At 63.3% G+C, this 23,378-nt stretch carries 21 protein-coding genes; 7 read left to right on the plus strand and 14 right to left on the minus strand.

Annotation, left to right across the window (positions count from 1 at the left end):
- The first annotated feature begins 85 nt into the window (after positions 1–85).
- From RQH14_RS15165 to RQH14_RS15175, 3 genes are all read left to right on the plus strand, one after another.
- Positions 86–637: a YceI family protein gene (locus RQH14_RS15165; RefSeq protein WP_311214086.1), complete on the plus strand. Its 552-nt coding sequence runs from the start codon at positions 86–88 to the stop codon at positions 635–637.
- 255 nt (positions 638–892) lie between these two features.
- Entirely contained in the window at positions 893–1,573 is a 681-nt protein-coding gene (locus RQH14_RS15170; protein ID WP_311214005.1) for a hypothetical protein, read from the plus strand.
- Positions 1,574–1,834: 261 nt separating this feature from the next.
- Positions 1,835–2,596 carry a hypothetical protein gene (locus RQH14_RS15175; protein WP_311214006.1) on the plus strand — a complete coding sequence of 254 codons (762 nt, stop codon included), beginning with the start codon at positions 1,835–1,837 and terminating at the stop codon, positions 2,594–2,596.
- A 49-nt stretch (positions 2,597–2,645) separates the two neighbouring features.
- Here the strand turns inward: RQH14_RS15175 and RQH14_RS15180 are convergent, their stop codons facing one another.
- Complete coding sequence (locus RQH14_RS15180) at positions 2,646–3,353, minus strand: redox-sensing transcriptional repressor Rex (protein WP_396136309.1); 708 nt, start codon at positions 3,351–3,353, stop codon at positions 2,646–2,648.
- 72 nt (positions 3,354–3,425) lie between these two features.
- Positions 3,426–3,680 (minus strand): glutaredoxin family protein, encoded by a 255-nt coding sequence (locus RQH14_RS15185; RefSeq protein WP_311214008.1) that lies wholly within the window; start codon positions 3,678–3,680, stop codon positions 3,426–3,428.
- Between the two features lie 199 nt (positions 3,681–3,879).
- Between RQH14_RS15185 and RQH14_RS15190 the strand changes: the two genes are divergently transcribed.
- On the plus strand, positions 3,880–4,713 hold the full coding sequence (locus tag RQH14_RS15190; RefSeq protein WP_311214009.1) for an HAD-IB family hydrolase: 834 nt from the start codon (positions 3,880–3,882) through the stop codon (positions 4,711–4,713).
- 148 nt (positions 4,714–4,861) lie between these two features.
- On the plus strand, positions 4,862–5,824 hold the full coding sequence (locus RQH14_RS15195; RefSeq protein ID WP_311214010.1) for a DUF559 domain-containing protein: 963 nt from the start codon (positions 4,862–4,864) through the stop codon (positions 5,822–5,824).
- A gap of 198 nt (positions 5,825–6,022) precedes the next feature.
- Here RQH14_RS15195 and RQH14_RS15200 read toward each other — a convergent pair whose 3' ends face one another.
- From RQH14_RS15200 to RQH14_RS15245, 10 genes are all read right to left on the minus strand, one after another.
- Complete coding sequence (locus tag RQH14_RS15200) at positions 6,023–6,121, minus strand: 30S ribosomal protein bS22 (protein ID WP_003792170.1); 99 nt, start codon at positions 6,119–6,121, stop codon at positions 6,023–6,025.
- A gap of 164 nt (positions 6,122–6,285) precedes the next feature.
- Positions 6,286–6,498, minus strand: a complete 213-nt coding sequence (locus RQH14_RS15205) for a helix-turn-helix domain-containing protein (protein WP_017199160.1) — start codon at positions 6,496–6,498, stop codon at positions 6,286–6,288.
- Between the two features lie 232 nt (positions 6,499–6,730).
- Positions 6,731–7,885, minus strand: a complete 1,155-nt coding sequence (locus RQH14_RS15210) for a 3-deoxy-7-phosphoheptulonate synthase (protein ID WP_311214011.1) — start codon at positions 7,883–7,885, stop codon at positions 6,731–6,733.
- A 223-nt stretch (positions 7,886–8,108) separates the two neighbouring features.
- Positions 8,109–9,128 (minus strand): acetylxylan esterase, encoded by a 1,020-nt coding sequence (locus RQH14_RS15215; protein ID WP_311214012.1) that lies wholly within the window; start codon positions 9,126–9,128, stop codon positions 8,109–8,111.
- Between the two features lie 51 nt (positions 9,129–9,179).
- Positions 9,180–9,869: a DUF1961 family protein gene (locus RQH14_RS15220; protein ID WP_311214087.1), complete on the minus strand. Its 690-nt coding sequence runs from the start codon at positions 9,867–9,869 to the stop codon at positions 9,180–9,182.
- A complete protein-coding gene (locus tag RQH14_RS15225; protein WP_311214013.1) occupies positions 9,869–10,540 on the minus strand; it encodes a rhamnogalacturonan acetylesterase in 672 nt (223 codons plus the stop codon). The genes RQH14_RS15220 and RQH14_RS15225 overlap by 1 nt, the downstream gene beginning before the upstream one ends.
- 63 nt (positions 10,541–10,603) lie before the next feature.
- Entirely contained in the window at positions 10,604–11,476 is an 873-nt protein-coding gene (locus RQH14_RS15230; RefSeq protein ID WP_311214014.1) for a carbohydrate ABC transporter permease, read from the minus strand.
- On the minus strand, positions 11,476–12,450 hold the full coding sequence (locus RQH14_RS15235) for an ABC transporter permease subunit (RefSeq protein ID WP_311214015.1): 975 nt from the start codon (positions 12,448–12,450) through the stop codon (positions 11,476–11,478). Before RQH14_RS15235 ends, RQH14_RS15230 begins: the two co-directional genes overlap by 1 nt.
- Positions 12,447–13,976: an extracellular solute-binding protein gene (locus RQH14_RS15240; RefSeq protein ID WP_311214016.1), complete on the minus strand. Its 1,530-nt coding sequence runs from the start codon at positions 13,974–13,976 to the stop codon at positions 12,447–12,449. The genes RQH14_RS15235 and RQH14_RS15240 overlap by 4 nt, the downstream gene beginning before the upstream one ends.
- A gap of 225 nt (positions 13,977–14,201) precedes the next feature.
- The gene (locus RQH14_RS15245) at positions 14,202–14,945 is read right to left on the minus strand and encodes a DUF624 domain-containing protein (RefSeq protein WP_311214017.1); all 744 of its coding nucleotides are present in this window, start codon (positions 14,943–14,945) and stop codon (positions 14,202–14,204) included.
- Positions 14,946–15,282: 337 nt separating this feature from the next.
- Between RQH14_RS15245 and RQH14_RS15250 the strand changes: the two genes are divergently transcribed.
- A complete protein-coding gene (locus RQH14_RS15250; protein ID WP_311214018.1) occupies positions 15,283–17,421 on the plus strand; it encodes a DUF6807 family protein in 2,139 nt (712 codons plus the stop codon).
- Entirely contained in the window at positions 17,418–20,573 is a 3,156-nt protein-coding gene (locus tag RQH14_RS15255; protein WP_311214019.1) for a family 78 glycoside hydrolase catalytic domain, read from the plus strand. Before RQH14_RS15250 ends, RQH14_RS15255 begins: the two co-directional genes overlap by 4 nt.
- A gap of 58 nt (positions 20,574–20,631) precedes the next feature.
- Here the strand turns inward: RQH14_RS15255 and RQH14_RS15260 are convergent, their stop codons facing one another.
- On the minus strand, positions 20,632–21,921 hold the full coding sequence (locus RQH14_RS15260) for an extracellular solute-binding protein (RefSeq protein ID WP_311214020.1): 1,290 nt from the start codon (positions 21,919–21,921) through the stop codon (positions 20,632–20,634).
- A 150-nt stretch (positions 21,922–22,071) separates the two neighbouring features.
- A complete protein-coding gene (locus RQH14_RS15265) occupies positions 22,072–23,361 on the minus strand; it encodes an MFS transporter (protein ID WP_311214021.1) in 1,290 nt (429 codons plus the stop codon).
- Positions 23,362–23,378: the final 17 nt, after the last annotated feature.

Consider the following 23,378-nt stretch of genomic DNA (forward strand, 5'->3'; position numbering starts at 1 on the left):
CACGAAGCTCGGTTGACGCTTCAAGCAATGGGCTCAACCAGGCAAGCACGCACTACCTACCAATCGATATAGGAGCAACACCATGATGACTCTCCCCGCTACCGTCACCACCGGCACCTGGGCCCTCGACGCTTCCCACAGCGAGATCGGCTTCACCGTCCGCCACGCAGGAATCAGCAAGGTCCGCGGCCAGTTCAAGGACGCTTCGGCCACCCTTGAGGTTGGCGAAGCCCTGACCGACTCCAAGGTCACCGCCACCATCCAGACCGCCAGCTTCGACTCCGGCGACGTCAACCGCGACGGCCACGTCAAGGGCGAAGACTTCTTCGACGTGGAGAAGTTCCCGGAAATCACGTTCGTATCCCGGCACGTCAAGGCCAACGGCAACAGCTTCGACCTCGTGGGCGATCTCACAATCAAGGGCGTGACCAAGGAAGTTTCCATCGAGACCGAATTCAATGGCGTCGCAGTGGATCCCTTCGGCAACACCCGCGCCGGCGTTTCCGGCGAAACCACCATCAGCCGTAAGGACTTCGGCCTCACCTGGAACGCCGTCCTCGAAGCCGGTGGCGTGCTGGTCAGCGACAAGGTTGTCATCAACCTGGAACTCGCCTTCATCGCACCGGCCGCCGCATAGTCCCTCCACCCCGGCCCCGGCGCACGGGTCCCGCCCTTGTTCGCCATCCACACCGCACTTCGCAGAGGATGGCCAACAAGACGCGGATCCGTAGCCAGGCAAGCCAAACGGCGCCCTGCACAGTTCACGCTGTGGGGGCGCCGTTTCGCATATCCGGAAGTCACCCCGCAATTGTTCGGCAAACAGCCTGTATTTACCTGCGAGTTGGCTCCGAAGTTCCTATGCAACCTTCAACCTGCGGTCTACAGTGATGCCATGAGTACCCCAGACGAAGCACCACAGCCACAGCAGCCCGGCTCCCAGCCTCCGCAGCCCGGCAATGTTCCTCCTGCGGGTTACCAGCCACCCCAGGGTTACCAGCCGCCGTCGCAACCGGGCCAATATTCACAGCCCGGCCCGGCACAGCCCGGCCCGCCACAGGCAGGCCCTGGACAGCCTGGTTTCCACTTTGAAATGCCCACCGACGGGCCCCGGAACTTCAACGACGTCATGCCCCAGGGCGGATTCTCCGGGATGTTCAAGACCCAGGGCCTCCCCACCGAGCTGAAGGTTTCCTACTTCATCTGGGTGATCTCCGGACTCCTGGGCCTGTTGTTCGGGTTGATCGGATTCTTCGCGATCATCGCCCTCTTTGCGTTCGCCCCGGGCGTTGCAGCAATCCTGCTGATCATCCTCATCCTCACCCTGGCCGTAGCAGCCGCACAGGTGGTCCTGGCGATGAAGATGAAGGAAGGGAAAGAGTGGGCCCGCCTCGCACTCACCATCGTGGCCGGTATCTCCTTGCTCCTCACCATCTTCAGTGCAGCCAGTGCCGGCGGCTCCAGCACGGGCCTCGGCAGCAACTGGTTCGGCTTCCTCGTCAGTGCTGTAGCAGTGGTCCTGATGTGGCTCCCGAACTCACAACTCTGGTTCAAGGCAGTCAAGGGTCACGCTTAACGCTGACGCAACGGCCGCCGTCGTGCCTTATCGGCGGTAATGCAGGCTGAAGGCCGCGGTAAATCCTCCGGGATTGCCGCGGCCTTCATCATGAAGGCGTAAGCCAACATGATGATTTTTGCTGCGAGCAGGAAATACCTGCGTGGGATCATCTGCAGCGTCAGACCCGGGAGGTACGGTGGAAGCAGAACCACGCTGGGGGCAGGGTCATTTTGCTGATCCCGGCGGCCGCACCCGCAGTCGAACAAGCAAAGGAATGCCATGAGCAACCCTCCCTACCCGCCGTCAAACCCGGGCGATGCCAACCAGCCCGAGCAGCCGGGCACCCAGCCGGCAGCTCCCGCCGCGCCGCAGTATGGCCAGCAGAGTCCCGCTGCGCCGCAGTACGGCCAGCAGAACCCCGCCGCACCGCAGTACGGCCAGCAGAACCCCGCTGCACCGCAGTACGGCCAGCCCGCCGCGCCGCAGTATGGCCAGCAGGGCCCCGCTGCGCCGCAGTACGGCCAGGACACCAACTGGCCCAGCCAGCAGCCCGGTCCCACCGCTGTGCCGCCCATGGTCAACTACGCCTTCTGGATGATCGTAGCGGCCGGCGTTCTTTCCGCCATCAGCTCACTCCTGTTGGCCACCACCGGTGCCGACGCGTTCATCAACGCCATGAACCAGCAGGCAAGCCAGCAGGGCACAGACCTCCCCGAAGGGTCCATGGAAGGCATGCGCGGTGTGATCGGCATCAGCGCCGTCATCGGTGCGGTTGTGGCCCTCGGCCTCTACGCCCTGGTCGCTTTCCCGGTCCGCAAGGGCAAGAACTGGGCACGGATCCTGGGTACCGTGTTCGCCGCCATCTCCGTCCTGGGCCTCACCAGCCTGTTCCAGTTCGGTGCCACCTACGGCATCCTGCAGCTCATCGTGATCCTGCTGGGAGTCGCGGCGATCGTCATGCTGTACCTGCCGGCGTCGGCCCCGTACTTCCGCAAGGCGCAGCCTTTCGGCACCCCGTACCAGAACCCGTACGGCCGCTAAACACGCAGAGTTTCAGACGCTGCAAGCGCGGGCGCGGACCCGGCGAAGGCTAAACAGCCTGGCCCGGTGTCTGCGCCCGTTGTGCGTGATACGCCAAAATCTGGAGTTCAGTGGCCATGTCCACCTTGCGGAGGTTCACATGCGGAGGGACCTGCAACAGCACCGGCGCAAAGCTGAGGATGCTCCGGATCCCGGCGGCAATCACGCGGTCGCACACAGCCTGGGCTACCGTGGCAGGCAGCGCCAGCACCACCATGTTGGTGTGGGTGCGTTCCAGGACCCGCTCGAGCTCCGCGGAGTCGCTGACGCGCAGCCAGCCCACTTCGTTGCCGATCACCATGGGGTCGGCGTCGAAAATGGCTACGACGTCGAAGCCACGGGACTCAAAGCCGCCGTACCGGGCCAGTGCCTTGCCGAGGTTACCGGCACCCACAATGGCGACTTTCCAGTCATGCGTCAGGCCCAGGGCAGCAGCAATGTGGCGGCTCAAATACTGGACTTCATAGCCGACACCGCGCGTCCCATACGAGCCCACGTAGGAAAGGTCCTTACGGAGGGTGGACGAGCTGACGCCTGAAGCTTCGGCCAACGCTTCGGAGGAGACCCGCTCCACGCCTTCGGCCAACAGGGAGTTGAGCGCGCGCAAATAGAGCGTCATCCGGGCCACAGCCGCGGGCGGGATCTGCTTGGCGGCAGGTTCGTTGTCCCCGGTTGCAGCCTCCGGGGACGGTTCCAGCGCAGTCACGGTATTCTCCATTGCGTCGCTTTGTTGTTCCACTCTATGACGCCCGGCCGGACTCAACAAAAGCCATTACCAACGGGTAACCCCTCAGCCTTCCAGGACCTTCTTCAGGGTCCGGGAGAGCCGTTCCTCGTCAATCTTCCAAAAGTCACGCTGGACGCCGTCCACCAGCACTACGGGAATCTCTTCCGCGAAACGGTCCTGCAGTTGGGGATCGTCGTCGATCCGTTGCTCCGTCCACTGCACGCCAAGACTTTTTGTGACACGCTCGACGGCGGCACGCGCCTCGGTGCACAGGTGGCAGTCAGCTTTGGTGAGGAGAACGACGTCGGGAATAGCCATGCCTCAAAGGTACCGGCCCCACGATCTCTCACATCCCACGCCCACCGGCCCGACCATCTCTCACATCCCACGCCCACCGGCCCGACCCCCTCTCACATCCCACGCCCATCGGCCCGACCATCTCTCACATCCCACGCCCCACCGGCCCGACACCGTGCGCCCTCGAACGCGGACCGCGGCGATTGACTAGACTCAAGGCATGCCCGAGGAGAAGAACGCCGCCGTGGTCGCAGATGCCTTGGTGCAGAAGGACAACGTGCAGAAGCGCACGGGCGAAGCAGCCTTCTTCGACGTCGACAACACCTTGATGAAGGGTGCAAGTCTCTTCCACGTAGCCCGCAAGATGTACGAACGCAAAGCTTTCACGTTGTCGCAAGCGGCCGGATTCGCCTGGAAGCAGTTCAAATTCGTCATGCGCGGCGAGAACATGGAAGACGTCCACTCGGTCCGCGACTCGGCGCTTACCCTCGCTGCCGGCATCACTGTGGACGACATCAAAGCCCTGGGCGAAGAGGTCTACGACGAAATGATCGAGTCGCGGATCTGGCCGGGGACCAAGGCACTCGCGGAACAGCACCTCAGGGTTGGCCGCAAGGTCTGGCTCGTCACGGCTACACCCATCGAGGTGGCGACGGTCATTTCCACACGACTCGGGCTGACCGGCGCCCTTGGCACGGTCGGTGAAGTGGAAGATGGCATGTACACAGGGAAACTCGTGGGCGACATCCTGCACGGACCGGCGAAAGCCGTCGCGGTCCAGCTCGTCGCCGATCGCGAGGGCCTGGATCTGGATCATTGCTGGGCGTACAGCGATTCCGCCAACGACATACCTTTGCTCACCATGGTGGGCCATCCCGTGGTGATCAATCCGGACGCCAAGTTGCGCCGTCACGCCCGCGAGAACAACTGGCCCGTGTACGACTTCCGTTCCGGTCGCCGCGCAGCAACGCTCGGGCTCAAAGCCGCCACGGTTGGCGGAGCGGTCTACGGCCTGTGGCGGGGTTTCTCAAGGTTCCGCGGCCCCCGCATCTGACCCTCTCTCACATCCCTCGGACGTAAACGGAACCATCTCTCACATCCCTCGGGCTTGAACCGAACCTTCTCTCACATCCCTCGACTGCCTCAACGAGCCTGTGGATAACTTACGATGACTCAAGCGTTTCTGGGCAAGAATGCCAAGTATGCCGAATGCCACGCCCCTTCCGCCCGCACTGATCAGCGCACCGTTCACCCTTGACGAGGCCGAGGCTGCAGGCCTGAAGCAATCGCACCTCTGGAATCGCATCGGAATAGATGGAGTCAGCCGCGGCCTCTACCGTCCGTCGGATTGGGATTTCGAGCTGTCGGCGGCTGCAAGGTCGCTGTCGGCCGCAAGTCCAGGGGCTTGGATATCCCATGTAACGGCTGCGAGGCTTCATGGTTTGTGCCTTCCACCGTGGCTGTCTGATTCCAATGAATTGCATCTCAGCAAGCCGAGGATTCTCCCGTCAGTCCGCCGCAAAGGCGTGATCGGACACACGGTAGTGGCCTCCACCGACGAGATCGAAAATGTTCAAGGCATCCGGATCAGCACTCGGTCGCGTACCTGGTTGGATCTCGCAAGACGCCTTCCGCTCGGCGACCTCGTATGTATGGGTGACGAACTCATTCGCAGACCCAGGCCGGACTTCGAAGAACGCGACACACCTTTCACCACACTTGAGGCACTTCGCGAACTGGTGGGCAGGCACAGGAATCTGCAGGGCGTCGTCAGGGCACGCGAAGCATTAGAGCTCATGCGTGTTGGCTCCGACTCTGCGCCAGAGTCACTGCTCCGCTTGGCAATGTTGGACGCCGGCATCCCCGAGCCGGAACTCCAGGTGCACCTCCGGCCAAACGATCCCTTTTCGCCTTCTGCGGACTTGGGCTTCCGTGATCGGCGGGTTGCAATACAGTACGACGGCGGTCATCACCTTGGACGGGACCAGATATTTAGCGATCGGCGACGCGACAAGGCGTTCGAAACAGCAGGTTGGACGGTCCTGAAATTCGGAAAGGATGACCTGGCGGACAACTTTTCGTCAGCCACTCAGAAGATCAAGAGCGCTCTCCGATCAGCATGGCGGGATCCCTCGGTAACTTCGGGTTTCTCCCGAGGGATGTGAGAGAGCAACCCCACCCAACCCCAGGGACCTGAGAGAGCAACCCCACCCAACCCGAGGGACCTGAGAGAGCAACCCCACCCAACCCGAGGGATGTGAGAGAGCAACCCCACCCAACCCGAGGGATGTGAGAGAGGGCTGGGGTGCAAAAATGCCCGCCACCTCGAGAGGCAACGGGCATTCACGCTTGATGAAGTATCTCTACTTCTTATTGCGGCGCTGGTGGCGAGTCTTACGAAGCAGCTTGCGGTGCTTCTTCTTGGCCATACGCTTGCGGCGCTTCTTAATAACTGAACCCACGAAAGTTCCTTACAAACTAGAAGTTCCTGTCTGTTGGAACAGATCCGCGGAAGCAGACAAGTACAACTGACAGATTCTTACATTGACGTAAAACGTTCCTTAACAGAGTACCGCTTCAAAGGGGCACCCTGTGACCACGGTCCGCGGGACGGACCCCGGCAGCCTCAGGCGGTCTCGGATTGTCCGTCCACCACGGCACCCTTGAGGTACTGGGCAACGGCCTCTTCAGGAACCCGGAAGGAGCGCCCGAACCTCACGGCGGGCATTTCCCCTGAGTGGACCAGGCGATACACGGTCATTTTGGAAACACGCAGGACGTCGGCCACTTCGGCCACCGTCATGAAACGCGCATTCGAGAAGTTAGTCTCTGCGGACATTTCCCATATTCCTTTGCTCTCAGCCGGTTAGGACACCCCCAGTAGAACGGTGTGCCGATGCTGAGCCATCAAACAACCATGTGCTAGATACTCTAGAGGCTGATGGGGCCAATGTGAAAGCTTTTCCCGTAAGTGGGATGCCACTCCCCGGCCGGGCAGGACCCCTAACGGGGGCTCGCTGCGGGCATTGCCGAACGCACGGCATGCTGCGCAGCGAAGCCACGAAACGGATCTACTCCGCAACCACCGCGCGACGCTTCCGGGCCGAGGCTGCGAGCTGCTCCAGCACCGAGGCTGTGACGTCCCATTCCATGCAGGCATCGGTGACGCTTTGGCCGTAAACGAGTTCCTGCTCCCCCGCAAGCTGCTTGGCGGTGTCCAGGTTCTGGGCTCCGCCCACCAGGAAGCTCTCCAGCATGACGCCGGCGATCGGCGAGGTCTCCCCTGCTTCGAGCTGCGCACCGATTTCCAGGGCAACCTCAGCCTGGCGGTGATGGCTCTTGCCGCTGTTGGCGTGGCTGGCGTCCACGATCAGGCGCGGGTTCAGGCCCTTGGCAGCGAGCTTGGAGGAAGCAGCCGCGACATCGTCCTGGGAGTAGTTGGGTCCCTTGCGTCCGCCGCGCAGGATCACGTGCGTGTCCGGGTTGCCTGAGGTGGCTACGAGAGCCGCGCGGCCGTCGTCGTCGATTCCCAGGAAGGCCTGCTCGGCGGCAGAGGCGCCGCAAGCGTCAATCGCCACCTGCAGGTCGCCATCGGTGCCGTTCTTGAAGCCGATAGGCATGGACAGCCCGGAGGCGAGCTGGCGGTGGATCTGGCTTTCGGTGGTGCGGGCACCGATCGCGCCCCACGAAACGAGGTCAGCCATGTATTGCGGGCTGATCGGCTCTAGGAACTCGGTGGCCGTGGGCAGCCCAAGGGCCGTGACCTGCTTCAGGAACCCACGGGCCGCGCGAAGGCCGGCGGCGATGTCGTGGCTGCCGTCCAGGTGGGGATCGTTGATGAGGCCCTTCCAGCCGACGGTGGTGCGGGGCTTCTCGAAGTAGGTCCGCATGACGATCAGCAGGTCTTCCTTGTGCTTCTCCGCCTGGCTCACCAAACGGCGGGCGTATTCGAGACCGGCCTTGGGATCGTGGATGGAGCACGGGCCAACGATGACCAGGAGGCGGTCGTCCACGCCGTCCATGATGGCCCGGACCTGGTCACGGCCGCGGTCGACGACGGCAGCTGAGCGGGCATCCAGCGGCAACTCGGCGATGAGGTCCTGGGGCGCCGGAAGCGGCTCGAAGCGTGCCACCCGAAGGTTGGAGGTGGACGGATGCGCGGCGTCAGCGGCTCCCGTTTCAGGGGAGTCGAGCGATTCGGTGGGTTCTGCGGCGATGCTGGTCATGTCTGGGTCCTGTTCCGGGATGCGGAGCGGGCCCCTTTTCAGAACCCGCCGGATATGGCGAAGGGCAGAGAATGATCTCTGCCCTGTTGGCTCTGAAGGAAAGTTGGATGCGTGTCAGTTAGACGCGGGCCCCTCCAGAGCCAACGAAAAATACGCATACCAACGGTTTGTCATAGCCACACCATAACCGCGGTTCTTCACACCGGGCAAATCGCGTCCGCCATCATGACAAATGTTTGCGCAGGAACTGCAACTGCTTGATCCAGTGGTGTTCCTGGCCGCCCTCATGGTTGTTGAAGCGGTAGACCTCGATGTCCTTTTCGGGTGCACCGCCCGGCGCGCCCGAGGAGCCGGTGCCGTAGCTGTTGTAGCTCGCGAACACAGTGGACGGAGGGCAGATGTCATCCATCTGCGCAGCGGAGAACAGTGCAGGAACGGTGGCGGCACGGCCCAGGTGTACGCCGTCAAAGTAGTTCAGGACGGCCAGCGTTGGCTCATACTTTTCGCGGTGCCGACCCAGGAAGCCGGCGATTTCCGGGTAGGGCCCGCGCGGGGTGATGTCAATGGCGCGGGGGAAGTCCTGCAGGAACGGGACGTCGGGCAGCGCGGCGATGACGCCGTCGAGCCTTCCAGCCGCCAGCCCAGCGGCCGCAACAGTAATGCCGCCACCTTGGCTGACGCCTGCCAGGACTACCTTGGAGGGGTCGACGGCGGGATGGCTCTGCGCCGCTTCTACGGCACGGAACGCGTCCACGTACACGCGTCGGAAGTAGTAGTTGTCCTGGTGGTCGGAACCCCGGGTCATGAGCCCGGCGTAGTTGTTTCCGCCGGCAGACGGGTGCGGATCCGGGGTGTCGCCCGAGACGCCGCCGTAGCCTTGCCCGCGGGTGTCCATGATGAAGTGCGCGTAGCCGGCCTGGGCCCACCGGGTGTTCTGGTTGACCAATCCGCGGCCACCGGAGTAGCCGATGTACTCCACCACCACGGGAAGTTGCTGGCCCGGCTGGCGGTGTGCCGGCAGGTGCAGCCAGCCCTTGATGCGGTCTCCCCCGAAGCCGGCAAAGGAGACATCGAAGGTGTCGATCACTGAGAGGTAGTTGTCCACGGGCTCGAACACAGCATCAAGTGGCAAGGTCCTGGCCTCGGTGATGGTGCGGTCCCAGAAGGCATCGAGATCTGCCGGCGGGACCACGCTTGAGGTGTAGTCACGGAGCTGCTCAAGGGGAAGGTCAAAGAGGGGCATGTGGACATCCTACGTCATGGTTTCGTGTGCCCCGTCACAGGGCGTAAGGGGCTACAACTGGCTGATGCAGAGGTTCCGGTAGGCGGCTTTCAGGGGAGCCATCTGGCGAATTCCGAAGTACCCGCCCCGGAGGGGTGCGGCCGCGGGGTCGGTCCATTCAAAAAGCAACAGCTCGTTGATCGAAAAGGCAACCCGGGGGCCGTCCTTGATCACTTCCATGCGATAAAACCCATCGGCATCCCCGGCGGGCGGAAGCGGGTCGGCTCCCTGCGCCACGAGCTCGAAGCCCGCGCTCTTACGGAGATTGCAGGTTCGGAACGCGCGCTCAGAAGCGTGCTTGTGCCGGAAGTAGGAGATGTGGAGGGCGTCCATAGCTCCCGAATGGTATTGCGGATAGAAGCCGGTGCGGGGAGCCACAGTGGAAGAGAACAGGTCCGCTCCACTGTGGCCGGCGGCTGCGAAGAACACCATGGCCAGGCCGGGCTCCTCCAAGGGGAGGAACTCCCAGGTGATCCTGACGTGATCGGGCAGTTCCTCCGGGCACCAAAGTGTCCAATGTGCGTGGTCGCCGTGCTCCTCCGCATCAAGGGAGCCCGACAGGACCAGGGCGCTGGTGGCGTCGCCGCCGGAGCCCAGTCCGCCGTCGTCGTCCGTTTCCACCTCATGCGTTCCGAACTGAACCGGCCCCTCCGCCACCCAATCAGCCACATCCGCAGGACCCCGCAGCGGGTTGGAGTGCATCACGCACGCGCCCCCGCGCTGAGGGTCGCGGGCAATCCGTAGCCGATGGATTCCAGGTGCTCCGCCACGAACGCCGCGATCCGCCGGGCACCTTTCTCGTGGAAATGGGTATTGTCCTCAAGGCCGCCGGCCCAGTGTGCATGCTCACCCGGAGCGAAGTGGAAGAAGAGCTCCTTGGAACCCTCCTCCCCCAGCTCCTGGTAGAGGGAACGCGTCCAATGGTTGAGGTCAATGACCTCCAGGCCGAGCTCCAAGCCAAGCTCCCGGACCACCACAGGGTAGTCCCCCAGAGTGACCTCAAGCTGCCCGTCCGCAAAGTGCCGGCGCTCCACCGAGGTGCACAGGATGGGGATGCCGCCCTTGCTGCGGACCTCGGCCACCATGCGCTTGAGGTTCTCGGTGTAGCCCGTGCGCGCGGCCAGGTGTTCACGTTTCTGGTCGTTGTGCCCGAACTGGATGAGGACCAGGTCGCCCTGAACGGTCTGGTTAATGAGCTGGTACCAAAGACCCTCCTCGCGGAACGACTCCGTGGTGGCGCCGCCCTTGGCGTAGTTGTGGACGGCAGCCCACCAGTACGTCTCGGGCGCAAGATGGGCGCCCCAGCCACTCATGGGGTACTCGAAACTGGGGCAGGCGGCAACAGTGGAGTCGCCCGCGAGGAGGATTTTCATGGGTGTCCTTTCAGATGATGCAGCGGCGGCGCGGCGGTATGCCGCGGCCGCAGGAAGCGGCGCCTAGCCCTTGACGGAACCGATCAGCATGCCCTTGGCAAAGTGCTTCTGCAGGAAGGGGTAGAAGATCAGGATGGGCAGCGTGGCCACCACGATCACGGCGAATTTGATGCCCTGCTCCGGCGGGATGTAGGAGGGATCCACGTTGCCGGTACCCAGGAGGTCCGAGGCGGCCGTGACTTGGCGCAGGTACATCTGCAGGGTCCACATGTTGTTATCGCTCAGGTAGAGCAGGGGCGACATGAAGTCGTTCCAGATCCCCACGGCGTAGAACAGCGCGAACGTGGCCAGCACCGGCTTGGACAACGGCAACAGAATCCGCCAGAGGATTCCGATTTCCGTGGCACCGTCCATCTTGGCGGACTCTTCCAGCTCCTGAGGGAGTTCCTGGAAGAAGTTCTTGATGATGATCAGGCTGAACGGGTTGATGGCCGCAGGCAGGATGAGCGCCCAATAGCTGTTGAGCAGGCCCAGGTCCTTGACCAGCAGGAACGTGGGAATCATGCCGCCGGAGAACACCATGGCGAAGACCACCAGGGACATGATCAGCTTCCGGCCCCGCAGGTTCTTCTTCGCCAACGGGTACGCCATGGTCACGGTGAGCACCAGCTGCACCAGGGTGCCCACCAGCGTTACCAGCACGGTGGTAATGAGGGCCCGGGTAAAGGCGGGTGTGGAGAAGATGTACTCGTAGGCGCCCAGCGTGAATTGCTCGGGCCAGACAAAGAACGCCCGCCGGGTGATCTCGGCCTCATTGGCGAAGGACCCTGCAATCACGTAAATGAACGGCAGCAGGGTGATGATGCCCACCAGGCTCAGGAAGACATAGTTTGCGGCATCAAAAACCCGTCCGCCGCGGGTGTTGTGAATCTTCATTAGAACAGTCCGCTCTGGTTGAACCGCTTGGACAGCCAGTTGGTGCCGAAGATCAGCACGATTCCCACGAGGGACTTGAAGAGCCCGACGGCGGTGCTGTAGCTATAGGCGCCTTGGGTGATGCCCACGAAGTACACGTAGGTGTCGAAGACGTCGGCCACGCTGCGGTTGAGTGCGTTGGTCATGAGGTAGATCTGCTCAAAGCCGGTGTTGAGCATCTGCCCGATGGCCAGGATGAGCATCACGATGATGGTGGAGCGGATGCCCGGCAAGGTGATGTGCCAGACGCGACGGAACCTGCCGGCGCCGTCGATAATTGCTGCCTCGTACTGGTCCTGGTCCACTGTGGCCAGCGCGGCGAGGAAGATGATGGTGCCCCAGCCGGTGTTCTTCCAGATTTCCTGGAGAACGATCAGGGGCCGGAACCAGTTGGGATCGGACAGGATGTCCACGTTGGTCCCGAACAGGCCGTTGACGAACTGGAACAACGGTCCGATGTCCAGGGCGAAGAGCAGGAAGCTCAGGGACGCCACAATGGTCCAGGACAGGAAGTGCGGAATGTACACGAGCGTCTGAACGGTGCGTTTGAGCACCGAAAGACGGACCTCGTTGAGGAGCAACGCCAGGATGATGGTCAGCGGGAACGCGATGCCCAGGTTCAGGAACGCCAGGATCAGCGTGTTGCCCAACAGCCGCGGGAAGTCCGGGTTCGCAAAGAAGTCCGTGAAGTTGGTGACACCCACCCAGGGGCTGCCATTGACGCCCAGGAACGGAACGTAGTCCTTGAAGGCGATGGACACGCCGTACATGGGCCCGTACCGGAAGATCGCGAAGTACAGGACTCCGGGCAGCAACAGCAGATACAGCCACTTGTAGTGCGCGAAGTGGACGGCGAAGCCGCGCCGCCGCGCCGGGGCGGGCGGCTTGGTGGCCGCCCGCTCCGAGGCTTTGGCTTCTACAACCGGGGCTGTCACTTCTTGTTTTCCTGCCAGAGCTTATTGATTTCTTCCTTGACCTTGTCACCGCCGCTGGTGTTCCACAGCTTGATGGCGTCCTTCAGGCCCTGCTCGTCGGTCTGCCCTGCGAGGTACTTGATGCGGGCGTCGGCCACGATGTTGTCCAGCTGCGCGCCCTTGGCGACGTAGGTGGGCGAGACGAAGGCAGCTGCCGGGTTGTACACGGCGCTCTTGAGGTCCTCGGCCATGACGGAGACGCGGTCATCGAAGACCTTTTGCTCGTACTCGGAGGCCTGCTTGACCGGGTAGAAGTTGTTGCCCGTGACGTTGGTGCCAAGCTGGGCGAAGCTCTTGATGTCGGTGTTGACCATCTTGCCCTCGGGGGTTTCGGGCTTGATGGTTGCAGCGAGACCTTCCTCCACAGTGAAGTTCACGCCCTCGATGCCGTTGTTCATGAGGACAGCAACTTCCTTGCTGTTCAACTTGTCCAGGAAGGTGAGGACGTTCTTCAGGTCAGCCTCGGTCTTGACGCTGGACTTGGGGATGGCCAGGAAGCCGGAGTACCCGTCGGTGGGGTGTGCGTGGAGTTCGCCGTCCGGTCCCTTGAGGCTGCCTACGAAGCCCACTTTGTTCTCAAAGTCGTTCGGGTTGGCCTGCTTGAAGAGGTTGATCAGTACGCTGACGCGGGAGTCGACGTCCACGATGATGCCACCTTTACCGTTGAAGAACGGTTCGTTCCACTTGGTGCCGTCGAACGTGGCGAAGTCGGGGTTGATGAGTTTCTCATCCACCATCTTCTTGATGAAGCGGTTGGCTTCGAGGAATTCGTCGGTTTCGAAGCTGGGGACCAGCTTGCCGTCGCGCTCGGTCCAGCGGTTGCCGGCGCCGTACCAGGTCTCGATCAGGTCATACGGGCTGTTGGTTCCCAGCGCGCCCCATTTGGGGATGGTGATGCCGTAGGTGTCGTTCTGGCCGTTGCCGTCCGGGTCCTGTTCGGTGAACGCCTTGGCAACTTTGTAGAGGTCTTCGGTGGTTTCGGGCGCCTTCAGGCCCAGCTTGTCCAGCCAATCCTGGCGGAACATGACCGCTGCACGGATCGGGTTGCGGCCGCGGTAAACACCGTAGACCTTGCCGTTGACGCTGGCGTTCTGCTGGACCTCCGGGAAGGTGGTCTTCAGGTTTGGGTAGTCGTTGAGCTTGTCCGTGAGGTCCCAGAAGGCGCCGGCTTCGGCGTTCTTCACGAAGCCGGGCGTTTTGCCCTGGACCACCAGGACATGCGGGATCTCCGAAGATGCCAAGGTGATGTTCATCTTGTCTTCGTAGGACGCGTTGGGCGTCCACGTGATATTGACGTCCTTGCCCGTGAGTTCCTCGAGCTTCTTCTGTACGGCACCATCAGCTGTTGGCGGCTGCGCCTCCAGGAACGGTGCCATGATCTTGACGGAGGAAAGGTCCGACGCCGGCGCTTCGCCACCACAGGCGGTCAGCGCCAGGGCTGCGGAAACGACGACGGCGGCGGCCAGCGTGTGTTTTCTACGGATCATTTTCTTACCTGCTCCACTTCATCGGGGTTGGTGTCTTTCGACTCTTGCTTTGACGGCACACCTGGGAACCTTTTGAGGCTCCATATGTGCTGGCCATTTGCATCTTGATACGTTTCATTAGTACTCGCGCCAGAAGCGTTGGGGACGAGTTCACTGCCTCCTTGAACATCGAGGGAGCGGTGAAGGACCGGCGGCCCGCTCAAAGCGGGGCGGGCGCGGTTGAGCTCAGACAAGGCTGGCCTCCGTACTGGGGTTGGTGGTGGAAACAGGGCCGACGCCGGTGGCGGGCGGTGCGCTGGCGGCGGGCACTGCGCTGGCGGGCACCGCGTTGGCGGCCGCATCGCCGACGGTAGCTGACATCGCCTCATCGTTGGCTGTAAAGAAGCGGTCGCAAAGCCACCCCGTGACATAAAGCCACGCACCAATTCCGAAGAACGGAATCAGCCCCGGAACCGACCGGCACACGAACAGCGCCGCCGCCGTGACGAACAGGAGAATCACAGTTCCCGCCAGATGCCGCATCGCAAAGCGTGAGGACATCAGGAAGTACTGGGCAAGGGGAATGTCATAGCGGGCGAACATCGGGAACAGGTAGCAGACCGCGCCGGCTACAAAGAGGGCCGCCATCAGGATTCCGGCGGAAGCGATCTGCGAGCCAAAGTCCCACCCTGCAGAGAAGTAGCCCCAGTTCAGGCTCAGGGCGACACCCACGGCGATTATGGGCAAACCCAAAGCATTGCCCTTGCCGAAGTTCTTGAAGTACTCCTTTGCAAAGCGCCGCATCAACGGCGTGGCATTTCCCCGAACCTTGTCGCGGACCAGGACGTGGGCCGCAGCGGTGCTGGGCCCGATTCCCAGGACAACTCCGCCGAGGACAGTGAAGGCGATCCACAACACGTTCAGGCAAGCTATCCAGACGAGTGTGTCGAAGAGCGTGTAGGCACGGAAGCCAAATCCACCAGAGGCCATGGCGCTCCCCCTTTCTCCATCGTTGCAGAACAGGCCCAAGTAACTGCCAGTAGTGGTTGTTCTGGACGCTCAGAACGACCGCTAATGCCAGCCAGTTGGGATCGACCCAAGTGGGCCATGTCACTAAGTAAACGCTTTCCCGTCAACTTAGACGCTGGGCAAGGTTGGAGTCAAGATGATTCTTGAATCGTTACATTTACTGGGAGCCCGCGCTACACTGGGCGGAGCCGGAAATGGGAAAGCGCTTGCTGGGTATAGCCTGAACCCGCCGGATACTTACGTGAATACCCTGACGACGGCGTCACCGCCTTCGTTGCAGCGCCAGCAGAGGAGAGCCATGGACACCCCTTCCATCGAGTCCATCACCAGCCCCGACCCGCACCGGGCTGCACCGGCACCCCGGACGACACCCGAACCCCGCACGGCACCCACACCCCAAAAGGCGCCTGCGCCCGTACTCCGTACCTCACCCGCCAGGATTGCCCTGGTAGGAGTCCACGGCTTCGGAACACACCACCTCCACAACCTCCATCGACTGAGTGCACTGGGTGTGGTGGAACTCGTTGCCGTGGCGGACCCCAATCCACCGTCCGCTGGAGCGTTGCCCGGGACAACTGCGGTCCACGAAAATCTGGATGCCCTGCTGGCCGGCGATCACCACCCGGACGTGATCATCGTGGCTACTCCGATTCAGACCCACGCCCCACTGGCTTTGTCCGTCCTGGCGTCCCATTCCCACCTCTACCTGGAAAAGCCCCCGGTAGCCTCCATGAAGGACTTCCTCCGACTCAAGGAGGCCGCAACCGCAGCCGGACGCAGCGTACAGATCGGTTTCCAGAGCCTGGGTTCCCATGCACTGGCCGCTTTGGAACAGCTGGCCAACGGCGAAGCCACGGAAGAACTTCCAGGCATCGGCACGCTCAAGGGCATCTCCGCTACCGGCCGTTGGGTCCGCGACCGCGCGTACTACAAACGCTCGCGCTGGGCGGGCAAACGCAGCCTCGACGGCGTGGACGTAGTGGACGGCGTCGCAACCAACCCTTTGGCCCACGCGATTGCCACTGCCCTCCGCATCGCCGGAGCCCGCCAGGCAGAAGACCTGTCCTTCGTGGACACAGACCTCTACCGCGCCAACGACATTGAAGCGGACGATACCTCCGTGATCCGCATGAAGACCGTCAACGGACTGCCCATCACCTGCGCCCTCACGCTGTGTGCCACCGAATCCGTGGAACCGTATGTCACGCTTCACGGCACCGAGGGAACAGCGGTGTTCCATTACACCGAAGACCGTGTCACGGTCCGCACCGAAGCCGGCGAAACCACCCATGTCTTCGGGCGGGACGATCTCACGGAGAACCTGCTCCAACACCTTTCCGACGGCACCGCCTTGCTCAGCCCCTTGGATCACAGCGGCGCCTTCATGCGCGTCCTGGAAGCCATCCGGACAGCCGAGGCTCCTGCCCTGATTCCCTCGGAATTCGTGACGTGGGTGGGATCCGGCGATCAAGCCCATGCAGTGATCCCCCGCATCGAGGACATCCTGGAACGGGCCACACTGTCCCATGCCACGTTCGCCGAACTCAGCCTGCCGTGGGCGCGACCAGACGCAACGGGATCCGAAGCTCTCTTCGCCCCCGATGCGGATTCTGAAGGTGCCGGCGATCCCAGTGAGGAAGCTCCCACAGCCATCTTCCGCAAGGGAAGTGACCTTGCCACGGCGTTGTCGCCGCGCCCTTACCTTCATCCGGTGACCACCCGCGGCGGCATTGTGGTGACAGACCACCTTGCTTCGGACCACGTGTGGCATCTCGGCGCCGGTTTCGCGCTGCAGGACGTCAACGGCAGCAATTTCTGGGGTGGGCGCAGTTATCGCCGGTCGGCAGGAAAATACGTGGACCTGAACGACCACGGCAGCATCGGGATCGCCGGAGTCACCCACGGACCGGACCACTCCACGGCGGACCTCCACTGGCTGGCCGCCGATGGCGGCTTGCTCTTGGAGGAGCGTCGCACTTTCCGTCGTTCGCTCGTCACCCCGCGAACGTGGCGGCTGGACATCACAACGGAACTCACCGCCGTCGTGGATGCCTCGCTGGGCAGTCCTGGCTCGCACGGTGCCGCGGGAAGTGGCTACGGCGGCTTCTTCTGGAGGCTTCCTGTCAATGCCTCTCCGCGAGTGTTCTCCTCCACAGCCGAGGGCGAACCCGCCGTACATGGTTCAGTGACGCCGTGGCTGGCGTGGACCGGAGAGTTCGACGGCGGGCCGGCCACGTTGGTGTTTGGCGCACCTTCCGAGTCCCCGGACCCATGGTTTGTGCGATGCAGCGGCTACCCGGCCGTGGGTTCGGCGCTGGCTTGGGACACCGCAGTCGAGTTGGCTGCGGGCGATTCGCTGACCCGTTCCGTCAAGGTGTGGATCAGTGACGGAATACTCGGCACCCCTGACATCGAGGAATTGGTGTCAGCTCGATGAGTTCCAACGCCCCGGCATCACCACTCCTCGCGACGAACCTCACGGTGGAGGGCCGAACGCAGTGCCTGATGGCCCCGGCACTGCCTGGGTTCGCTTGGCAGCTGGATGCCGGTCCTTCCGCTGACACGGGGCAATCGTTCCAAGGTGCGTACCGCCTCCGGGTGATGGACCGCGCCGGAACAGAAGTGTGGGATTCGGGCACTGTTGTCACGGACCAGCAGCACCACCAGTCCTCCACAAGCCCCGAAAACAGCCCCAACCTCAGCCCTGACAGTGACTACCAGTGGACCGTGCAGGTCACGGACGCCACCGGCGCTGTGGGCGCGCCGAGCGCGCCGGCCCCCTTCAGCACAGGGCTCTACGAGTCGGGAACAAGCGGCTGGAACGCCGAGTGGATTCATCGCGCCCCGGGAGGCCGCGCGCCGCTGGAACTGGTGGAGGGTTTGCTGCGTGTGAGCGGCTCGCCACATCTTCCTTGGCCCGTGCCAGCCAGCGGCAACACGGTCATCAATGCCCGCTTCCGCTTGCGTCTGGGTACTGCCGGAATTCTCCTTCGCAGCGAGGGACCCGGAACCGGGCTGCTGCTGGAAATGAAACCCAACCGTACAGCCGTCCTCCGGCAGGCTCCCGATTGGGAGATCGGAGCCATGGCTGCGCCCGCCACGGAGGCACTGGCCGAAACCCCGGCCTTTGAGGCAACCGCTGTTTCACGGGCGGGCGCCACTCCCCACGACGGCTGGCAGAATCTGGTGGTCACCGACGACGGGCAGCGCATCACCGTCACCATTGACGGCACCACGGCCTTGGACTCGGACGTCGCAAACACCGGCGGCACGGGCATCGCCTTCCACCAGGGGCCACGGAGCCAGGCCGAATACCTCTCCCTTGATCTCCGGAGCGACGGGAAGACCCTCCACAGCAGCGACTTCACCGACCCCGGCTCGCTGGCAGACTGGACCACCACCACTCCCCTCCGCCAGCCCGACGAGTGGACCCTTGCCAAGGCAACCTTCAGCCCCAAGCAGCCCGTGGTCCGCGCCCGTCTCTACGCTGCGGCAAGCCACCACGCCGCGTTCACCCTCAACGGCAGTCCCTGCCTGGAGACCACCAACTTCGGCTACCCGGGCGAACACTTCTACAACGCCGCCGACGTCACTGACACACTGCAGTCGAGCGGCACCGCCACCCTGACCGCCGTCGCGCATTGGTACGGTCCGGGCCAGGGCCGCGCGGCCGGCCGCCCTGGTCTGCTGGCCCAGTTGACGGTGGAGTACGACGACGGCACCCGGGACGTGTTCGGATCCGGGCCCGCTTGGCTGGTGGCCGAGGGTCCCTACCGCCAGAGCGGGTACCGCAACGATGAGGGCGACCCGATCGAGCATTTCGACGCCGCAGCCCAGCCGGAAGACTGGCAGCCTGCGCTTTCGATCGGAGCCCATCCCGTCCCCGATTTCCCGGTCCTCAATCCACATCACGCCAGCGTCGCGCGGAACCATGCTCCCGCCGTCGACATTTTCACGGCCGACGACGGCACACCGGTGGCAGACTTCGGCGCAGTGATCCCCGGGCGCCCGGTGGTGGAGTTCCTCCGGGGCCGGCACGGACGGACCGTGATGGTTCGGGCAGGGTACAACCTGCGGGCCGATGGTCGGGTGGACCCAGGAAAGACACCCAGCCAGAACACGGACATGGCGTTCCCGTATACGCAGAAGGACGGTCCGCAGCGCTACGAGGCAGCGGTGCACTTGGGGTTCCGCTACCTCGAATTTCCCGGCGTGGGCATCGCTGACCTCGGTGCGGTGGGGGCAACGGTCATCCATGCTGAACACCCGGCCGAAGGCAGCTTCCACAGCTCCGACGACACCCTGAACAGGGTCTTCGCGCTCCTTCGGGACTCTGCGTTGCTCGGTGTGCAGGAACAGTTCGTGGACACGCCCACCCGCGAGAAGGGCCAGTTCCTGGGCGACGCCGTGAACATCTCCTACGCCACCATGGCGTTGTTCGGTGAGCGTCATTTCACGGCCAAGGCACTGCGCGAATTCGCGGGATCAGCCAAGCGCTACTGGGATTCACCCGATCAGCGGGGTCGCTACAACGCGGTGTATCCCAACGGCGACGGCAAGCGCGACATCCCCGACTTCTCGCTCATGATGCCCGAATGGGTGGAGGACTACCACCGGCTCAGTGGGGATGACGCACTGGTCCAGGAACTCCTCCCCTGCCTTCAGGACACGGCCGGGTACGTGCTCCGGCACATCCCCGGCAACGGTCCCACCGCCGGGCTGGTCACCGACCTTGGCGGCGGTGCGGGCCCGTACCTCCACGGCATCGTGGATTGGCCGGCGCCGGGCCGCTTCGGCTACGACATGGACTGCGCGGCGCGCACCACGGTGAACGCCCAGTCCTGGTCAGTGCTCGACGCCGTCAGCCGGCTCTGCGGGTCTGCAGGCCTTGCGCACGAGGCCACCCGGTACAAGGAAGCGGCCGAGGAGCTGGCGGGGCACATCAACACCCGGCTGCGCGTGGAAGGCGTGATGATGGATGGTTTGTACACCGACGGCCGGCCGAGCCTGAATGCCTCACAGCATGCGACGTCGTTCCCGTTGTCGCTGGGCATCACCCCTTCCGTGCACGCGGCCAAGGACGCCGAACGCATCGCCGGAATGGGGATGCGGCAGGGCCCCATGACGGTGCACCGACTGTTCCGGGCGCTGCTGTCGCAGGGGCGCGTGGACGCTGTCCTGGATCTCCTGACGGAGCCAGGCCAGCCTGGCTGGGCACGTTTGCTGGAAGCCGGTGGCTCCTTCACCTGGGAAGCCTGGGAACTCGATGAGGGCAGCGACTACAGCCAGTCCCACGCTTGGTCTGCTTCCGTAGTCCGGGAGATCCTTGAGTACCTCCTCGGTGTCCGGGTGACAGCGCCGGGGGCGTCCGCCGTCGTGATTCAACCGCCGGTGTGCCGGCTGGAACGTGCCGAGGGCAGCGTGCCCACCCAGCGCGGAGTGGTTGCTGTTTCCTGGCAACGGACGGCCGACGGCATGGAGCTGGAGTGCAGCATTCCCGCAGGCATGACGGCCCAGGTGGTGCTCCCGGACCGTACAGTTCCGGCCGGACCTGGCACGTGGACTTTCAGCCCCCGAGACGGCATTTAATGACAATGTTCCTCGTCTGAACTGTCATTAAATGCCACCTCGCTGGGCCTCAGTGAACCTAACCCAGCGCGCTCTTGGCTTCGTCCATGGCCTTCTTCGCAGCGTCCGCGGGTGACATCCGGTTGAAGTGCACCTCCAGGCCGTATCGGCCAAAAGCCTCGACGGCGGAACTGGAACCTGCCGGGGGTACCGGCACTGCGTCTCCCAACTCGGAGGAGATCCCGTCAATGAACTTTGCCGTGGCTGCGTCCTCCGGTGTCAGCTTGGGAAGGACTGCGGCGCGGACCTCCGAGTTGCCCGGGATTCCGCGGTCTGCGAGGGCAATCTCGCCGGCCTCCACATTGTTGGCCAGGAAGTCGATGAGCTTCTGCACCTCCGCCGGGTGCTTGGTGCGGGAACTCGCAGACCAGAACTGTGAAGACTTGTAGAACTGCTTGGCACTGGCGGCGCTGCCGTCAGTGCTCGGCGGACGGTGGATCTCCAAGGGCTGGCCGGACGCTTTGGTCAGGGCACTCAGCTGGTTGGACCAGTACCACGCGAGCCCGAACCTGTTGGTAGCCAGGCCCTGTTGGTCTACAGAAGCGGTGGCGTCCTCTGTCATCACCGAGGCGGGCGGCACGGCCTTGGAATCGCGGAGTTCGGCCTGGTATTCGTACCAGCCCGTGAGGTCGCCCTCGTCAAAGCCGAACTTGCCGTCCGAGGTAAACAGCGACTTGCCGTGCTGGCGGAACCAGAGATTCATGGGAGCGTCGCCGCTGACGGCTCCTGAGCCATAGACGCCGCTCTTGCTGCCTTCGGTGATGGCGGCCGCCGTCTTGTTGTATTCGTCCCAGGTCCAGGTCTTGTCATCGGGCAACGTGACACCGCTGGCCGACAGGAGCGATGGGTTGGCCAGAACTACCTGCGCGTTCACACCGGCAGTGACGGCATACTGCTTACCTTCAACCTTGCCTGCATCTGCAACGGCAGAATCGAACTTGCCAAGGTCTACGTCCTTAAGTTCCAGGAGGGCACCGCGCTCGGCGTACTCGCCCAGGTAAGCGGCATCCATTTGAATGATGTCAGGAGCGTCCTGCGAGGCAACCTGCGTAGCGAGTTTGTCCCAATAGCCGGACCAGTCGCCGTATTCGCCCTTGACCTTGATGGTGGGATTCTCGGCCTCGAAGGCGTCAATAAGTTTTTGGGTCATCTTGTGGCGGACATCCGAGCCCCACCAGCTGAAGCGCAGGGTGACTGTGCCGTCGGAGGCGGCCTGCGGCGAGCTGCCGCAGCCTGTCATGGTGATGGCTACAACGGCCGCGGCGGCTGCAGCTTTGAGCGCGAACTTCTTTGTTGCACGGATCGACATCTGGGGTCCTTGTCTGGGCAGGGTGAGTCTTGCAGATGCACGTCGGAGAAAACGCTTTCTCAGCCTAGGTGTGCTCTACGTCACCCTTCAAGGAAACTTTGTTTGTTTCCTCCCAAACTTTCACAAAACCGCTCATCGAGATGTACGAGCTCAGCGCCGGCGTCTTGAGAAGCTCCACAGCAGGAAACCAATCACAGCAGCCGAGGCCATACCCAGCGCACCGGTGACCACCAACCCAGTACGGACGCCAAAATCCTCCGTCAGCCATCCCGCCAACAATCCACCCAGCGCGTGCCCACCCAGAAGCAACGGGAAATAAAGGGCCAGGACCCTGCCGCGAACGCTGGCGCCGGCCTCCAACTGGACGGCGGTGGCAGCACTTGTGAGGAACAGCAGCGTCATGAAGCCCACCACAATGAGCATCACCACAAACCATTCCTGCGTAGGCATCACGGCGGCGAGCAATTGCGTCAGGCCAAAAAGCCCGGCACTGGCAACAATCCCCCTGCGGCCAAAGCGCTTGATCCGCGTGGCCACCAAAGCACCCGCCAAGGCCCCCAAGGCGCTGACTGTGTTGAAGAGGCCGAATCCAGCTGGACCGCTGTGCCACACCTGGTCCGCGAAGGCCGCCAGGACCACGGGTCCGTTCATGCCGAAAGCGCCCAGCAAGCCTGCCAGCAGCATGGTCAGAAGCAACGGCGGGCGCGCCCGGACAAAGCGGAAACCAGCCAGGATCCGGCCCCGCCGCGGCTCCTGCCCACTGACTTCGAGTGAGTGGTGGAGCTCGCCTGGTCTGATGGACATGATCATCACCAGGACGGCCATTCCCAAGCCGGCATTGGCAGCGAACGCCGCGGCCGGACCTGCCTGGGCAATAACCACGCCGGCAAGCGCGGGTCCAACCATGGCACCCAGTTGGCTAACGGCGCTGTTCAGGCCGATGGCTGCGGGGAGTCCGGTATCGCCCACCACCTCGTTGACGAACACCTGCCTCGCTGGTCCATCGATGGCACTGGTGACGCCCAAGGCGATGCAGGAGGCGTAGACCACCCAGACGTCGGTGCCGCCGGTTGCGTTCCACACCGCAAGTCCGGCAGCCAGCAAGACCGCAACAGACTGGCAGACAAGGAGGATGCGTCGTTTGGGGAAAAGATCCACCAGCACACCACTGATGGGGCCCACCACCAGCATGGGCAGGAACTGCAACGCCACGGCGAGGCCCACAGCGGCCGGGCTCCCCGTGAGCTGGAGAACCAGCCAGTCCTGCGCCAGCCGTTGCATCCACACTCCGCCGCTCCCCACCAGCGAGAGTGCCACGAAGATCCGGTAATTGTGGTGCCGCAGCGGGTAGTGCCAGGTTTCCGTGGAGCGTGTCCGTGCGGCGGATGCATCGGTTGAAATGGTGGATTTGGGGCGCGGAGGGAACTGGCGCGGCGACACGGGGTGGACTGCTCGAT

Origin of the sequence: Arthrobacter sp. WCS2018Hpa-7 (assembly GCF_031843805.1) — a bacterium.
In the GTDB taxonomy this organism is placed as follows: Bacteria; Actinomycetota; Actinomycetes; order Actinomycetales; family Micrococcaceae; genus Arthrobacter.

What these genes read in the sequence shown, in the direction of transcription:
- RQH14_RS15165 (WP_311214086.1), top strand. Translation starts at nt 86, where the DNA reads ATGACTCTCCCCGCTACCGTCACCACCGGCACCTGGGCCCTCGACGCT.
- RQH14_RS15170 (WP_311214005.1), top strand. Translation starts at nt 893, where the DNA reads ATGAGTACCCCAGACGAAGCACCACAGCCACAGCAGCCCGGCTCCCAG.
- RQH14_RS15175 (WP_311214006.1), top strand. Translation starts at nt 1,835, where the DNA reads ATGAGCAACCCTCCCTACCCGCCGTCAAACCCGGGCGATGCCAACCAG.
- RQH14_RS15180 (WP_396136309.1), bottom strand. Translation starts at nt 3,353, where the DNA reads ATGGAGAATACCGTGACTGCGCTGGAACCGTCCCCGGAGGCTGCAACC.
- RQH14_RS15185 (WP_311214008.1), bottom strand. Translation starts at nt 3,680, where the DNA reads ATGGCTATTCCCGACGTCGTTCTCCTCACCAAAGCTGACTGCCACCTG.
- RQH14_RS15190 (WP_311214009.1), top strand. Translation starts at nt 3,880, where the DNA reads ATGCCCGAGGAGAAGAACGCCGCCGTGGTCGCAGATGCCTTGGTGCAG.
- RQH14_RS15195 (WP_311214010.1), top strand. Translation starts at nt 4,862, where the DNA reads ATGCCGAATGCCACGCCCCTTCCGCCCGCACTGATCAGCGCACCGTTC.
- RQH14_RS15205 (WP_017199160.1), bottom strand. Translation starts at nt 6,498, where the DNA reads ATGTCCGCAGAGACTAACTTCTCGAATGCGCGTTTCATGACGGTGGCC.
- RQH14_RS15210 (WP_311214011.1), bottom strand. Translation starts at nt 7,885, where the DNA reads ATGACCAGCATCGCCGCAGAACCCACCGAATCGCTCGACTCCCCTGAA.
- RQH14_RS15215 (WP_311214012.1), bottom strand. Translation starts at nt 9,128, where the DNA reads ATGCCCCTCTTTGACCTTCCCCTTGAGCAGCTCCGTGACTACACCTCA.
- RQH14_RS15220 (WP_311214087.1), bottom strand. Translation starts at nt 9,869, where the DNA reads ATGCACTCCAACCCGCTGCGGGGTCCTGCGGATGTGGCTGATTGGGTG.
- RQH14_RS15225 (WP_311214013.1), bottom strand. Translation starts at nt 10,540, where the DNA reads ATGAAAATCCTCCTCGCGGGCGACTCCACTGTTGCCGCCTGCCCCAGT.
- RQH14_RS15230 (WP_311214014.1), bottom strand. Translation starts at nt 11,476, where the DNA reads ATGAAGATTCACAACACCCGCGGCGGACGGGTTTTTGATGCCGCAAAC.
- RQH14_RS15240 (WP_311214016.1), bottom strand. Translation starts at nt 13,976, where the DNA reads ATGATCCGTAGAAAACACACGCTGGCCGCCGCCGTCGTCGTTTCCGCA.
- RQH14_RS15245 (WP_311214017.1), bottom strand. Translation starts at nt 14,945, where the DNA reads ATGGCCTCTGGTGGATTTGGCTTCCGTGCCTACACGCTCTTCGACACA.
- RQH14_RS15250 (WP_311214018.1), top strand. Translation starts at nt 15,283, where the DNA reads ATGGACACCCCTTCCATCGAGTCCATCACCAGCCCCGACCCGCACCGG.
- RQH14_RS15255 (WP_311214019.1), top strand. Translation starts at nt 17,418, where the DNA reads ATGAGTTCCAACGCCCCGGCATCACCACTCCTCGCGACGAACCTCACG.
- RQH14_RS15260 (WP_311214020.1), bottom strand. Translation starts at nt 21,921, where the DNA reads ATGTCGATCCGTGCAACAAAGAAGTTCGCGCTCAAAGCTGCAGCCGCC.